The organism is Microvirga sp. 2MCAF38 (assembly GCF_052115485.1).
In the GTDB taxonomy this organism is placed as follows: Bacteria; Pseudomonadota; Alphaproteobacteria; order Rhizobiales; family Beijerinckiaceae; genus Microvirga.
Genome location: NZ_JBFRGU010000004.1, coordinates 223,267 through 236,518, shown reverse-complemented (window position 1 = coordinate 236,518; position 13,252 = coordinate 223,267). Strand labels below are relative to the sequence as shown.

The window sequence follows — 13,252 nt, the reverse complement described above, 5'->3', positions numbered from 1 at the left end:
ACACTCGGATGATGAGCGGGCACGATCCCGTCAGACTCAACGCCGTGGGAGCGGTATCGGGTGCGGGCGTCGACGTTCCGGCCCTGATGCAGGATCTCGGCCGCAAAGCCAGGGAGGCGTCGCGCCGCATCGCCTTGGCATCACCGGAACAGAAGAACGCGGCTTTGCAGGCCATGGCGGCGCACATTCGCACTCGTGCCGATGCGATTCTGGCGGCCAATGAGGAGGATCTCGCCGAGGCCGGAGCCAAGGGGCAGGCGGCTTCCTTCATCGACCGCCTGACGCTCAATCCGCAGCGGCTGGAAGATATCGCCCAGGCCATCGAGAGCATCGCCGCGCTGCCTGATCCGGTCGGGCGCGTGCTGGCGCGTTTCGAGCGGCCGAACGGGCTCGTGATCGAGCGTGTTGCCACGCCACTCGGCGTGATAGGTGTGATCTTCGAGAGCCGCCCGAACGTGACGGCGGATGCGGGCGCGCTCTGCCTCAAGGCGGGCAATGCTGCGATCCTGCGCGCCGGGTCCGAGAGTTTCCGTACCTCTTCCGCCATCGCCGAGGCCATGGGCGAAGGGCTGAAGGAGGCTGGGTTGCCCGCCGACGCCATTCGCCTCGTGCCAACGCGGGATCGCGCGGCGGTGGGTGCGATGTTGAGCGGGCTCAGCGGCAATATCGACGTCATCGTCCCGCGCGGCGGCAAGAGCCTTGTGGCGCGGGTGCAGGACGAGGCGCGTGTGCCTGTCTTCGCGCATCTCGAGGGTCTTTGCCACGTCTTCGTCCACGAAGGCGCGGATCTCGATATGGCGAAGCGCATTGTTCTGAACGCCAAGATGCGGCGCACGGGCGTCTGCGGCTCGGCCGAGACGTTGCTCGTCGATAGCGCCATCGCCGAAACGCATCTGAAGCCGCTCGTCGTGCAGCTTCTCGATGCCGGCTGCGCCGTGCGCGGCGATGCCGCGACACTTGCCGCCGATCCCCGCGTGACGCCTGCCTCGGAGGAGGATTGGCGCACCGAATATCTCGACGCCATCATTTCCTGCCGCGTGGTGGAAGGGCTCGATGGGGCGCTCGCTCACATCGAGACCTACAGTTCCCATCACACCGATTCCATCGTGACAGACGATCCGCTCGCGGCCGAGCGTTTCCTCACGCAAGTCGATTCGGCCATTGTCCTGCACAACGCTTCGACCCAATTCGCCGATGGCGGCGAGTTCGGCTTCGGCGCGGAGATCGGCATCGCTACGGGACGCATGCACGCACGCGGCCCGGTCGGGGTGGAACAGCTGACCTCGTTCAAATATCGCGTGCGCGGCGCGGGGCAGATCCGCTCTTGAGCCCTTCCTCGTCGCGGTTTCGCATAAGGCCATCCGGGCTCGCGCGCTTGCCGCGAGCGGCGCCGGGCATGAGGATCGGGCTCTATGGGGGCTCGTTCAATCCGCCCCACGCCGGGCATCGCCTCGTCAGCCTCATGGCGTTGAAGCGCCTCGGGCTCGACCGGGTGTGGTGGATTGTCACGCCCGGCAATCCCCTCAAGGATACGGGGGATCTCGCGACGACCGCTCTGCGCGTCGCTGCCGCGGAAAAACTCGCCAACCATCCGCGCATCGACGTGACGGCTTTCGAGGACGAGATCGGCGCGCGCTACACCATCGACACGCTGTCCTATCTCAAGCGACGCTACCCGGAGGTTCGTTTCGTCTGGATCATGGGAGCCGACAATCTGGCGAGCTTCCATCGCTGGCGTGGCTGGGAGGCGATTGCGAGCCTCATGCCCATCGCCGTGATCGATCGGCCTGGCTGGACCTTAAGAGCCATCGGCTCGCGCGGGGCCGTATCACTCGCCGGATATCGTGTTCCGGAAAGTGAAGCTAAAGCGCTGCCTGACATGCCCGCGCCTGCCTGGGCCTACCTTCACGGACCGCGCTCGTTCCTTTCCTCGACCGAACTTCGCAAGGCCGGAACAAACTTCTTGACGAAGCAGCCGTTGAAATAACATGCCTTTCCGCACTATCTTAGAAATCACGGCACATGGGTGTGCCGATGGAAAGGGCCAGAATCTGAACCGTCCAATTCCGCTTGAAGCGGATCGTAATCCGCTTCCCCCTCCCTCCGGAGCGGTGGCTCCGCAGGTCGAGGATATCCGGGCCATCGCGCTGGCCTCAATCGAGGACATGAAAGCCGAGAACACGGTCGAAATCGACCTCGCCGGCAAAACCTCGCTCGCCGACACCATGATCGTCACGTCGGGCCGCTCCAATCGTCACGTGGGCGCCATCGCCGATCGCATTCTTCAGGACCTCAAGGATAAGGGGTTCGGGAATGCGCGCGTCGAAGGCTTGCCGACGTGTGACTGGGTCTTGATCGACGCCGGCGACGTTCTGGTTCACATCTTCCGTCCCGAGGTGCGTGGCTTCTACAACCTCGAGAAGATGTGGAGCGCCGACCGCCCGCAAGACCACATGGCCTGATTTTTCGGGGGGTAGCGTTGCGATTGAGCCTTCTGGCCGTGGGCCGCTTGAAGAGTGGCCCCGAGCGGGAGCTCGTCGAACGCTATCGCCAGCGAATCGAGGGCATGGGCAAAGGGCTCGGCCTCGCCGGGCTCGATCTTGTCGAGTTGCCTGAAAGCCGCGCGCGGCGGGATGATGACCGTCGCGCCGAGGAAGCCGCCGCGCTTCTCGAAAGGGCCGGGGCGTCTGTTCTCATCGTCTTCGACGAGCGCGGCAAGAGCCCCACCAGCGAGGCTTTCGCGGGGCGAATCAGGCAGTGGCGCGACGAGGGTCGCAACGGCATCGCCTGCATCATCGGCGGACCCGACGGCCTCGATCCGAAGGTGCGCGAGAGAGCCGATCTCGTGGTTTCCTTCGGCGCGCTCACTTTGCCGCACCAGATCGTGCGGGCTCTCGTGGTCGAGCAACTCTATAGAGCCCTGACAATCATCGCCGGACACCCTTATCATCGCGTCGGACACGACGATTCCTGACGGATGATCCGCTTGGCTCGCTTTTCCAAGGTTTATACCCTCGCCGTCTGGATGGCGATTGCCGCGATTGGCCCTGCCTTCGCGCAGCAAACCATCGCGCCGCCCAACGATCCGGCACAGAAGGCGCTGGAGACGGCGGAGGAAAAGGCGCGCCGTGAGCAGGACCTGAAAACCTTGGAAGCCGCGATGACCGCCAATGCCGACGCGCGAAAGCGTCTGGAGGCGGAAGTGGCCGAGATCAGGACTGACCGCGCCAAGCTCAACGCCGCGCTCATCGAAACGGCGGGCCGGGTCCGCTCGACCGACGAGCGAATCGCGGCTCTGGAACGGCGGCTACAGACCCTGAATGCAAGCGAGACCGCTATCCGGCGCTCGTTGGAGAGCCGTCGCGGCATCATTGTTGAAGTTTTTGCTGCTCTCCAGCGCATGGGACGACGCCCGCCCCCGGCGGTTCTCGTCCAGCCGGAGGATATGCTGGAGGCCGTCCGTGCCTCGATTTTGCTCGGCGCCGTTCTGCCGGAGCTCCGCGCCGAGGCGGAGACTCTTGCCAGCGATCTCGCGGAACTGGTCCGCTTGAAGGGGGCTATCGCCACCGATCGGACGGCGCTCGAGGGCGAATTGAAGGCCCTCAATGGTGAACAGCAACGCCTTGCAGCCCTGGTGGACGCCCGTCAGGGCCGGATCGGCGAGGTCGAGCGCAGCATCGGCAGCGAGCGCGAAAAGGCCGCCGAGCTTGCGCGCCAGGCCGGTACTCTCAAAGAATTGATCGACCGCATGGAGCGGGAAATTTCGGGCGCCCACCGCGCCGCGGAGGAAGCTCGCAAGGCCGCCGAGACCCAGGCGCGCGAAACCCGGGAGCGATTCGCGCAGGCCGCTTTCCGCGATCCGGCCCGCCTCGCACCGAAGATTCCCTTCGCGGAAGCCAAGGGACAGCTCCTGAAACCGGTCGGCGGCGAGATTTCCAAAGAATTCGGCGCCTCCGACGGCTATGGCGGAACGACGCGCGGCATTTCTATCACAACCCGTCAGAAAGCCTCTGTGGTATCCCCTGCGGACGGCTGGGTTGCATTTGCAGGTCCCTTCAGATCTTACGGACGACTCTTGATCATCAACGGCGGCGGGGGATATTATGTGCTCCTGGCCGGCATGGATCAGATCAATGTCGAGGTCGGACAATTCGTCCTCGCAGGAGAGCCTGTCGCAACCATGGGTCAGACTTCCCTCGTGTCTCCGGCGGCGGGCGCTATCGAAACCAACGACCCGGCTCTCTATGTAGAGTTCAGGAAAGACGGTGGTTCGGTCGATCCCGGCCCGTGGTGGGCGAAATCGCAAAGCGAAAAGGTTCGCGGCTAATGCGTAAACTGTCTCTTCTTCTTATCGGTGCCGCTTTTGGTGCTGGCAGCGCCACGTTGGTGTCGCAGACCGATCTTCTGTCGAGCACGAGCGCGATTGCCGCCTCGGCCGATACTTATCGGCAGCTCAGCTTGTTCGGCGACGTCTTCGAGAAGATTCGTACCGATTACGTCGAGAAGCCCGACGAATCGAAGCTCGTCGAATCGGCCATCAACGGCATGCTGACCTCGCTCGACCCCCATTCGAGCTACATGGACGCCAAGAGCTTCCGTGACATGCAGGTGCAGACCCGCGGCGAGTTCGGCGGTCTCGGCATCGAAGTCACGATGGAAGACGGCCTCGTGAAGGTCGTAACCCCCATCGACGACACACCGGCCTCCCGCGCCGGAATCATGGCCAATGACGTCATCACGCAGATCAACGGTGACAACGTCCAGGGACTCGATCTCAATCAGGCCGTCGACAAGATGCGCGGCCCGGTCAATTCCTCCGTGACGCTGAAACTTCAGCGCAAGGGAGCGAAGGATCCGCTTGAGGTGAAGCTCACCCGCGAGACCATCAAGGTCCGCGCCGTGCGGGCTCGCGTCGAAGGCGATATCGGCGTCCTGCGCGTCACCCAGTTCAACGAGCAGACCTATGAAGGCCTGCGCAACGGCATCGACAAGCTGACGAGCGATATTGGAGCCGACAAGCTCAAGGGCTTCGTCGTCGACTTGCGCAACAATCCGGGCGGCTTGCTCGATCAGGCCATCATGGTCTCGGATGCGTTCCTCGACCGTGGCGAGATCGTCTCGACCCGTAGCCGTAATCCGGAAGATACGCAGCGCTTCAATGCCAAGGGCGGCGATCTGACCAAGGGCAAGCCCGTCGTCGTCCTCATCAACGGCGGCTCCGCTTCGGCCTCGGAAATCGTGGCCGGCGCCTTGCAGGATCAGAAGCGCGCGACCGTCATGGGTACGCGCTCCTTCGGCAAGGGCTCGGTGCAGACCATCATCCCGCTCGCGGGCAACGGCGCCGTGCGCCTGACGACCGCGCGCTACTACACGCCGTCCGGTCGCTCCATCCAGGCGAAGGGCATCGATCCCGATATCGAGGTGGTGCAGGACATTCCGGACGAGCTGAAGGGCAAGGACGAGACCAAGGGTGAGGCTGGCCTGCGCGGGCACCTGACCAACGGCGCCACCACAGAAGAGCGTGGCGGGTCTTCGGCCTATGTTCCGCCGGATCAGACCAAGGACAAGCAGCTGGCCGCAGCCTATGAATTCTTGCGCGGCGAGCGCAAAGGCGCGGCCAACACCACGACTGGCGGCAATGCCGCCCCGGCGACGCCGAGCGCCAACTGACGGCCCGGGTCGTCAAGCTGACCTGCGACAATTCGAATGGCCCGCGATCATCCATCGCGGGCCATTTTATTCAGAGCATGATCAGAACAAGTGGAAACCGGTTGTTGGCCCGGATCATGTGGTCATCTCAGACAGCATGATGATCGATGAAGGTCTTGTGCCGAACGCCGCAAAGCGGCACTGTCGCAACGTCATCGTCAACCCTTGTTCACGGTGTATTAGAAATGAAAATTTGGGTGGGTTGTCGAGGATAGCATTCCTTGCCGGAGTTACCCCTGAGGAGGAGCTGAGCCGATGCCGAGCGCCAGAGGATCGCGGAAATTGTCTGATTTGCCTTACCGCTCCTGTGTCGGCGTGATGCTCCTGAACAAGGAAGGCCTCGTTTTTGTCGGGCGTCGGCGTTCCGAAGGGGGCCCTGAACATGTGGCGGACGGCTATGCTTGGCAGATGCCGCAAGGCGGAATTGACCCGGGAGAAAGCCCTTACGACGCGGCCTTGCGGGAAATGTACGAGGAGACCAGTGTCCGCTCAGCGCGTCTTCTCGCCGAAGCGCCCGATTGGTACACCTACGACCTGCCCTCGATGGTTGCCGGACGCGCTTGGCGCGGGCGCTATCGTGGCCAAACCCAGAAATGGTTCGCCTTCCGCTTCGAAGGGGATGAGAGCGAGATCAACATCCTCCAGCCGGGCGGCGGTCATCACAAGCCTGAATTCGACGAATGGCGCTGGGAGGAAATGGCTCGCCTGCCGGAGCTGATCATTCCGTTCAAGCGGCAGGTCTACGAGAGCGTCGTTTCCGCATTCGAGGAACTCGCACCGAAGGCCGGCTAACACCAGCCGATGCGCTAGAGTTGATCATGTCTCGTTGAAATACGATCAAACTCAAGATCCTTTATTTTCGCATGATCCGGCGAACAACCCGGTTTCCACTTGCTCCGATCATGCCCCAAGCCTCAGTTGTCGTTTTCGCTCGTGAGTTCTTCCGGCCGGAGGCCTTCATTGAGGGGGCTCTCTCGCAAGCGGACGCCGATCCCGCCGAGTTCTGAGATCGCCCCATCCTCCACCAGCACGATCCCGGCGGTCTCCAGCGCGGCGGCAAGGGTGTGCTCGACCGCGTGGGGGACGGGCTGAGCCTCTTCGAAGGCAGCGAGCGTATCGAGCGGGATCCCGGCAAAACGGGCAAGGTCCTCTTGAGTCCAGTCGAGCAGGGCGCGCGCGGCGCGGCATTGTGCGGAAAGAAGTGCCATCCCGACGACATATGGCGCCGGTGGGGCTCTGCCAGAGGTCGATGCGCGATCCATAACCCGATCTTGTCGCTCGCGACTAAACGCCAGGCCGCTCACGTGGCTGATTAATCATAGCGCCTAACCGTGTCAGGGGCTTCGATGTGAGCAAGTCTGAAACGGAGAGCATGGTCATGATCGCAAACACTGGAATCAAACATGCGTAGTAACGAAAGCCGACATTCGGATTGATGTAGGACAAGCAGACGGCCAAGGTGATTGCCGCTGTTCCTAGCGACACGATCCCCAAATTCACTCTCGAAGCCCGCACAGAGACATCCTTGTGGCGAGAGAGGATCTGCCAGGAAATAGCAGCCGCAAACACAAGCAATATGACGCCGTATCCTTGCAGCAAGCGCGAAAAGTTTTCCGGCACATAGAGCGCCGACATGCGCGGCGGGGCGGCAAGCTCAAGTGAAGGATACAGGTCGGGAATGCGTTTGGCCCACTTCACGGCCTTATCCTGGACTTCCCAGTGCACTGACCGGGCCGATACGAAGAAGCCTCCATAAACCAGCTTCATATAGATCGGATAGGCGCTGACAAATGCCAGACCAGTCACACCGAAGGCTGCGATTGTTTCGAAAGCGGAGCGCCAGGAAGAGCGGGGGATGAGCAGCAGAGAAACGACCAGGAACGGCAAGACGAAAGCGACATTACGCTCGCTCACGAGGAGCGCCAATCCCGTGACGGAGCCCAGAACAAGTGCCTGCTTCCGGTTTATCGCGCGATTTGAAGCAGCAAAAGCCAACAGGAAGGCGAACAGCAGCAGCGAGAGCGTTTCCGGTCCGAAGGTCAATCCCAACAACCGGCGGAATCCAAGAACCGAGTTTCTCTCGGCCATCCATGCTGGAACACATAGCGTATAAAGCACGAAGCACGCGCTCACGAACAAAGGCGTCAGGAGCGTGTAAAGGCTCGTCGCATTCTTGTTGCCTCCCAGCGCGTTCGAAACGGCTCTGGCGATCAGCATGAACGAAGCCGGGAGCAAGACGACCAAATGAAAGCAGAGCAGGCTCATGTTCAGATGATTTGCAAATCCCTCACGCGTTTCAGGCGTTAGGGCCGGACTCACGAAGCGTAGAATTCCAGCGTAAGGGATCAGAAAGAACGAATAGCCCGGAGCATATTGCAGGCCGACCGAAGTGCCTTCCAAAAGCTTGATGCTTTCCGCCGCGTAGAAGATCTGGTCGGCGCCAGGCCAAATCAACGTGACCAGCGTCGCCTTGCGCAGTGCAAGTTCCGATTCCGCCTGAAAAATGTAAATTCCCAAAACCGCGACGGCGACAGCGAGCAGGCAGCACGCGTATTGAATGCGAATGTCCCTGTCGCTCCGATAGAGAAGAAGAGCCAATCGTGAAAGATGCGTGAGGGAAACGACGACGATAACGCCTTTAGCGCCAAGCTTTGTCGATGCGCCGAGGAGCAGGGCCAGGGTGTAGATGCCGAGCCATGACAGGAGATCGATCTTCCTGTCGTTCCGACGTATCGAGAAGGCTTCCTGCAGGAGAAAATCCACAAGGACAAATACTACGAATGCACCGGTGAGCGCGAAAATAGTCATCATTGGAAAATCATCTGCCATATCCTAGCGAATGCTGTCGGCTCAGTCGCTAGTTTTCATACTGGATTCGTATTGAATTTTATTAACGAGCACTTCAGCCAAGATCAAGCATCGCAAGGGATGCGGAAATCTAACGCCTACATCCCCAACGGGCTGCAAGCGCATCACTAAATTGCTGAAAAGATTGGTGAACCAAGAAAGCTTGGTGCCCCTGGCCGGGATCGAACCAGCACTCCTTGCGGAACTCGATTTTGAGTCGAGCGCGTCTACCAATTCCGCCACAGGGGCTCTGTGAACTGCCGAGTAGCATCGGGACGAGGGCGGGTCAATGCGGAGGCGACGAGAAGATTCTCGCCTTTGAGCGTGGCTTGTGCTCAAAGGGGGCGGGCCGAAACCGGGCCTGATGACCTTGGTTTTCCATGCTGCGACGCCTCTACGACTGGACCTTATCTCTTTCCGCCAAGCCGTCCGCGCCCTATGCGCTGGCCGCCGTCTCGTTTGCGGAAAGCTCGTTCTTTCCCGTGCCGCCGGACGTGATGCTGGTGCCGATGATGCTGGCGCGGCCCGACAGGGCGTTGTTTTACGCCGCAATCTGTACGGTCGCATCGGTTCTCGGCGGGCTTCTCGGCTATATGATCGGCGCTCTGCTCTACGAGTCGCTCGGCACGTGGTTGTTTCAACTCTACGGTTTGACATCGGGCGCCGAGGCGTTCCGGCATTCTTATGCCGAATACGGGCACTGGATCATTCTGCTCAAGGGTCTCACACCGATCCCCTACAAGCTCGTCACCATCACTTCGGGCTTTGCCAGTTACAGCTTGTTCTGGTTCGTGGTGCTGTCGATCGTCACGCGAGGCGCGCGGTTCTTCATCGTCGCCTTGCTGATGAGCCGGTTCGGTCCCGCCATCAAGGACATTATCGATCGCCACTTCAATCTGGTGGCCGCTGGTGCCGTGATCGTGATCGTCGGCGGGTTCGTGGCCTTCCGCTATCTGTTCTAAAGCATGATCAGGACAAGTGGAAACCGGTTGTTCGCCTGGATCATGCGGAATCGAGAGCATGATCCGGCGAAGCGGGCACCGCTTCGCAGATGATCGTTGGACACGCAAGGAGATGAGCATGCAGCTTCCGGTCACGATGCGACAGGCTGCTTTGGCGGTGGCACTCAGTGCGGCGGCCACCATCGGCGGGGCTTACATTTTTCAGTATGGGTTGGGTTATCAGCCCTGCAAGCTCTGCCTGATGCAGCGCGATCCTTACTATATCGGCATTCCGCTGGCGCTCGTCACAGCCTTCCTGCCGCCGCCTCTGCGCAAGGGCGGGCTTTGGCTGCTTGCTCTGGTCTTTCTGGTGAGCGCCGGGCTTGGCGCTTACCATTCCGGTGTCGAGTGGGGCTTCTTCATGGGTCCGAGCGATTGCGGCGGGGGCTCAGGAGCGGGCGCCGGCAATGTGGGAGATTTTCTCAACCAATTGGAGAAGACCCGTGTCGTCAGCTGTACGCAAGCGGCGTGGCGTTTTCTCGGCCTGTCGCTCGCCGGATGGAATATGCTGATCTCGCTGGCACTTGCCGCTGTGGCCGCCCTCGGCGCGCGGTCGGGCCGCAACTGAAGGCCTGCGCTACGGTTCGAGCTCGCTGTCCCAGTAGAGATAGTCGAACCAGCTCTCGTGCAGATAGTTCGGCGGGAAGAGCCTGCCGTTGGAATGCAGATCCTGAAGGGTCGGAGCGAAGGGGCTTTGCCGGGGCCACATCTCGGCTTCGCGGGGCATCCGGTCGGCTTTCTTGAGATTGCAGGGCGCGCAGGCTGCGACCACGTTCTCCCAGGTCGTCTGGCCGCCTTTCGAGCGCGGAACGACGTGGTCGAAGGTCAGATCGTTATGGTCTCCGCAATATTGGCAGTTGAAGCGGTCGCGGAGAAAGACGTTGAAGCGCGTGAAGGCAGGATTGCGTGTCGGTTTGACGTAGGTCTTGAGCGAGATGACCGAAGGCAGACGGATCTCGAAACTCGGACTTCGGACGACCTTGTCGTATTCCGAGACGATGTTGACCCGGTCAAGAAACACCGCCTTGATCGCATCCTGCCAGGACCAGATGGACAAAGGGTAGTAACTCAATGGCCGGTAATCGGCATTGAGGACGAGTGCCGGACAGGCATCCGGCTTCACGACAGGCTGGACGTGTATCGTCACATCACCTCCTCTTGGGAGAAGAGTCGTATCCGTGGACAGAGTCTACAGGCACTGTGACGTTGTTGTGAAGCTCAAATCCTTTGTCGTCTATGCCGCACCCACAGGGTAGCTAAACCGTCCAAGTTGACGTGGTCTCCCACCCTCGCAAATACTCTTTGAAACCCGAGAGGAGCCTGTGATCGCCACCGTCCAGCACAGTCTGGCCTGGATCGAGCCCGCCATCGCGGCTTACGGCGTCGCGGCCTTGTTCATCATTCTCTATTTCGAGTCCTTCGGCGTGCCCCTGCCGGGGGAGAGCGCACTCGTGAGCTGCTCGCTCCTGGCCGCAAAGGGCGATCTCGTCGTCGGGCACGTCTTCCTGGCGGCCTGGGCTGCGGCGGTGCTGGGGGACAGCACAGGATATGTCATGGGTCATTATGGCGGCCGCCCGTTGCTGGAACGATACGGCCCGCGCCTTGGATTGACTGATGAGCGTCTGACTCGCTTTGAAATCGAATTTCGCGAGCGCGGCTTTTTCATCGTGATGACCGCGCGATTCGTTGTGCTGCTGCGCCAGCTCAACGGCCTCATCGCCGGCGCGCTGAGGATGCCCTGGGTTCACTTTGTGATCGCGAACGCCCTCGGCGCTGCACTCTGGGCGGGGCTATGGAGCTTCGGCCCCTATTTCTTCACTGATCTGTTTCGACGCTGGCTATAGCCGTGTGATTACTCCGCTATTGGCGTTCCTGGCTTTGGGAGTTCGAACCCAGCCCTATATCGAGCCTACGAGGAGGGAAGAACGCTACGATGCTCGAGGACATCAAGAATATCCTGATCGGGTTTCGGCAGGAGGATTTGCACCCTTCGAACGCCGTGTCTTACGGGCTCTCCCTGGCGCGCGAGGCCAAAGCGCATGCCTCAGTCTGTGCTTTGTCTTCCAAGGTGGTTGTCACCCACGCCTTTGTCAGCGGCGTTGCGGCAGGTCTTGTCGCCAGTGAAAACAAGCGCCTGCGCGAGCTCGCCGAGAGCGCTGTCGAGCAGGCGCGGCAGAATGCGATTTCAGCCGGTGTTCTCTGCTCGGGAGAGGTGGTTCAGGAGCCCTACGCCGCTCTGACGTCCTCTTTCACGAACCGTGCTCGCGTTCACGATCTCACCGTTGTCGATGCAGAATTGAGCTCCTGGAGCCTCGGGCGCGGTCTGCTGGAAGACACACTTTTCAGCAGTGGCCGACCCCTGATCGTGATTCCGAGCGGCACGCTGGAATTTCGCGCGAAGACGGTTCTTGTCGCGTGGGACGGCAGTGCACGTGCCGCGCGGGCGGTAAACGATGCTTTGCCTTTTCTCAAGGTTGCCGAGAATGTGGAAATTCTCTCGGTTTCCGGGGAAAAGGACCTGTCCATGGCGGTGCCCGGCGGTGAACTGGCGCCTCACCTGAGCCGCCACGGGGTCACGTGCTCCGTCAAGGATCTGACGGCCAAGCATGGCGATGCGGGGGAGACGATCCGCACTCAGGCAGGCCTGATTCGGGCGGACATGATCGTCATGGGGGCCTATGTCCGTTCCCGCATGCGCCAATTCGTGCTTGGCGGCGTCACGGAGACGCTCCTCGGGAAATCGCCCGTCCCTCTGTTCCTTACCTATTGAAGATTTAGCGGGTCGGAACGGGCTTTTCTCCACGATAATCGTAGAAACCGCGCTTGGTCTTGCGGCCGAGCCAGCCGGCCTCGACGTACTTCACCAGAAGCGGGCAGGGGCGGTATTTCGAATCGGCCAGCCCCTCATGCAGGACCTGCATGACCGAGAGACAGGTATCGAGGCCGATGAAGTCGGCAAGCTGCAGCGGTCCCATGGGATGGTTCGCCCCGAGCCGCATGGCGGTGTCGATGGCCTCCACCGATCCGACACCCTCGTAGAGCGTATAGATGGCCTCGTTGATCATCGGCAGCAGGATGCGATTGACGATGAAGGCGGGGAAATCCTCGGAGACGGTTGCGGTCTTGCCAAGCTTGCCGATGAATTCCTTGGCGGATTCGTATGTCGATTCTTCAGTCGCGATGCCGCGGATCAGCTCCACGAGTTGCATCACGGGCACCGGATTCATGAAGTGAATGCCGATGAAGCGCTCGGGCCGGTCTGTCGCCGCTGCAAGCCGCGTGATCGAGATCGAGGAGGTATTGGTCGCAACCATGGTCTCGGGGCGCAGCGACGGGCAGAGCGCGGTGAAGATCTTACGCTTCACTTCCTCGTTTTCGGTCGCTGCTTCGATGACGATGTCGCACGCTGCCAGATCGTCATAGCTCCGGGCCGCGACGATGCGAGAAAGCGCTTCCTGGCGCTCGCTCTCGCTGATGGCCTCTTTCGAGACCTGGCGCGCCATATTGCCGTTGATGGTGGCGAGCCCCGCGTTGATCCGCTCTTCCGAGAGGTCGTTCAGGCGTACATTCAAGCCCGCGAGCGAGCAGACATGGGCAATGCCGCTACCCATCTGACCCGCACCGATCACACCAACGGTTTTAATCTCGACGGCCATCTGCCTATCGCCCCAAACGATTTTTTCTGAATGGACTAC

Annotated in this window: 15 protein-coding genes and 1 tRNA gene; 11 read left to right on the top strand and 5 right to left on the bottom strand. The window is 61.1% G+C overall.

Annotation, left to right across the window (positions count from 1 at the left end):
* Positions 1-11: 11 nt before the first annotated feature.
* From AB4072_RS10125 to AB4072_RS10095, 7 genes are all read left to right on the top strand, one after another.
* Entirely contained in the window at positions 12-1,328 is a 1,317-nt protein-coding gene (locus AB4072_RS10125) for a glutamate-5-semialdehyde dehydrogenase (RefSeq protein ID WP_441968087.1), read from the top strand.
* Positions 1,325-1,987, top strand: a complete 663-nt coding sequence (locus AB4072_RS10120; protein WP_441967659.1) for a nicotinate-nucleotide adenylyltransferase — start codon at positions 1,325-1,327, stop codon at positions 1,985-1,987. The genes AB4072_RS10125 and AB4072_RS10120 overlap by 4 nt, the downstream gene beginning before the upstream one ends.
* 178 nt (positions 1,988-2,165) lie before the next feature.
* Positions 2,166-2,462, top strand: coding sequence for a ribosome silencing factor (gene rsfS / locus AB4072_RS10115; RefSeq protein ID WP_441968086.1), 297 nt, complete (start codon positions 2,166-2,168; stop codon positions 2,460-2,462).
* 17 nt (positions 2,463-2,479) lie between these two features.
* Positions 2,480-2,974 carry a 23S rRNA (pseudouridine(1915)-N(3))-methyltransferase RlmH gene (rlmH, locus tag AB4072_RS10110; RefSeq protein WP_441967658.1) on the top strand — a complete coding sequence of 165 codons (495 nt, stop codon included), beginning with the start codon at positions 2,480-2,482 and terminating at the stop codon, positions 2,972-2,974.
* A 3-nt stretch (positions 2,975-2,977) separates the two neighbouring features.
* Positions 2,978-4,327, top strand: a complete 1,350-nt coding sequence (locus AB4072_RS10105; RefSeq protein WP_441967657.1) for a murein hydrolase activator EnvC family protein — start codon at positions 2,978-2,980, stop codon at positions 4,325-4,327.
* Entirely contained in the window at positions 4,327-5,670 is a 1,344-nt protein-coding gene (locus AB4072_RS10100) for a S41 family peptidase (protein ID WP_441967655.1), read from the top strand. The genes AB4072_RS10105 and AB4072_RS10100 overlap by 1 nt, the downstream gene beginning before the upstream one ends.
* 294 nt (positions 5,671-5,964) lie before the next feature.
* Entirely contained in the window at positions 5,965-6,501 is a 537-nt protein-coding gene (locus AB4072_RS10095; protein WP_441967653.1) for an RNA pyrophosphohydrolase, read from the top strand.
* Positions 6,502-6,623: 122 nt separating this feature from the next.
* Here the strand turns inward: AB4072_RS10095 and AB4072_RS10090 are convergent, their stop codons facing one another.
* The 3 genes from AB4072_RS10090 to AB4072_RS10080 all read right to left on the bottom strand — a co-directional run bounded on the left by AB4072_RS10090 (position 6,624) and on the right by AB4072_RS10080 (position 8,805).
* Entirely contained in the window at positions 6,624-6,917 is a 294-nt protein-coding gene (locus AB4072_RS10090; protein WP_441967651.1) for an XRE family transcriptional regulator, read from the bottom strand.
* Positions 6,918-6,993: 76 nt separating this feature from the next.
* Positions 6,994-8,520 (bottom strand): hypothetical protein, encoded by a 1,527-nt coding sequence (locus AB4072_RS10085; protein ID WP_441967649.1) that lies wholly within the window; start codon positions 8,518-8,520, stop codon positions 6,994-6,996.
* Positions 8,521-8,720: 200 nt separating this feature from the next.
* Positions 8,721-8,805: transfer RNA gene (locus tag AB4072_RS10080), tRNA-Leu, on the bottom strand.
* Between the two features lie 131 nt (positions 8,806-8,936).
* Here AB4072_RS10080 and AB4072_RS10075 point away from each other — a divergent pair.
* Both AB4072_RS10075 and AB4072_RS10070 read left to right on the top strand, forming a co-directional pair.
* On the top strand, positions 8,937-9,518 hold the full coding sequence (locus tag AB4072_RS10075) for a YqaA family protein (protein ID WP_441967647.1): 582 nt from the start codon (positions 8,937-8,939) through the stop codon (positions 9,516-9,518).
* Between the two features lie 118 nt (positions 9,519-9,636).
* Positions 9,637-10,125 (top strand): disulfide bond formation protein B, encoded by a 489-nt coding sequence (locus tag AB4072_RS10070; protein ID WP_441967645.1) that lies wholly within the window; start codon positions 9,637-9,639, stop codon positions 10,123-10,125.
* A 9-nt stretch (positions 10,126-10,134) separates the two neighbouring features.
* Here AB4072_RS10070 and AB4072_RS10065 read toward each other — a convergent pair whose 3' ends face one another.
* Positions 10,135-10,704 carry an HNH endonuclease gene (locus AB4072_RS10065; RefSeq protein ID WP_441967643.1) on the bottom strand — a complete coding sequence of 190 codons (570 nt, stop codon included), beginning with the start codon at positions 10,702-10,704 and terminating at the stop codon, positions 10,135-10,137.
* Between the two features lie 199 nt (positions 10,705-10,903).
* Between AB4072_RS10065 and AB4072_RS10060 the strand changes: the two genes are divergently transcribed.
* Together AB4072_RS10060 and AB4072_RS10055 are read left to right on the top strand one after the other, a co-directional pair.
* Positions 10,904-11,401: a DedA family protein gene (locus tag AB4072_RS10060; protein WP_441968085.1), complete on the top strand. Its 498-nt coding sequence runs from the start codon at positions 10,904-10,906 to the stop codon at positions 11,399-11,401.
* Positions 11,402-11,490: 89 nt separating this feature from the next.
* Complete coding sequence (locus AB4072_RS10055) at positions 11,491-12,327, top strand: universal stress protein (RefSeq protein ID WP_441967641.1); 837 nt, start codon at positions 11,491-11,493, stop codon at positions 12,325-12,327.
* A 4-nt stretch (positions 12,328-12,331) separates the two neighbouring features.
* Here AB4072_RS10055 and AB4072_RS10050 read toward each other — a convergent pair whose 3' ends face one another.
* The gene (locus AB4072_RS10050; protein ID WP_441967639.1) at positions 12,332-13,213 is read right to left on the bottom strand and encodes a 3-hydroxybutyryl-CoA dehydrogenase; all 882 of its coding nucleotides are present in this window, start codon (positions 13,211-13,213) and stop codon (positions 12,332-12,334) included.
* Between the last annotated feature and the right edge of the window lie 39 nt (positions 13,214-13,252).

Coding starts and splice junctions, on each gene's coding strand:
- rsfS (WP_441968086.1), top strand. CDS start 2,166: ATGAAAGCCGAGAACACGGTCGAAATCGACCTCGCCGGCAAAACCTCG.
- AB4072_RS10085 (WP_441967649.1), bottom strand. CDS start 8,520: ATGATGACTATTTTCGCGCTCACCGGTGCATTCGTAGTATTTGTCCTT.
- AB4072_RS10100 (WP_441967655.1), top strand. CDS start 4,327: ATGCGTAAACTGTCTCTTCTTCTTATCGGTGCCGCTTTTGGTGCTGGC.
- AB4072_RS10055 (WP_441967641.1), top strand. CDS start 11,491: ATGCTCGAGGACATCAAGAATATCCTGATCGGGTTTCGGCAGGAGGAT.
- AB4072_RS10090 (WP_441967651.1), bottom strand. CDS start 6,917: ATGGCACTTCTTTCCGCACAATGCCGCGCCGCGCGCGCCCTGCTCGAC.
- AB4072_RS10105 (WP_441967657.1), top strand. CDS start 2,978: ATGATCCGCTTGGCTCGCTTTTCCAAGGTTTATACCCTCGCCGTCTGG.
- AB4072_RS10075 (WP_441967647.1), top strand. CDS start 8,937: ATGCTGCGACGCCTCTACGACTGGACCTTATCTCTTTCCGCCAAGCCG.
- AB4072_RS10070 (WP_441967645.1), top strand. CDS start 9,637: ATGCAGCTTCCGGTCACGATGCGACAGGCTGCTTTGGCGGTGGCACTC.
- AB4072_RS10125 (WP_441968087.1), top strand. CDS start 12: ATGAGCGGGCACGATCCCGTCAGACTCAACGCCGTGGGAGCGGTATCG.
- AB4072_RS10095 (WP_441967653.1), top strand. CDS start 5,965: ATGCCGAGCGCCAGAGGATCGCGGAAATTGTCTGATTTGCCTTACCGC.
- AB4072_RS10050 (WP_441967639.1), bottom strand. CDS start 13,213: ATGGCCGTCGAGATTAAAACCGTTGGTGTGATCGGTGCGGGTCAGATG.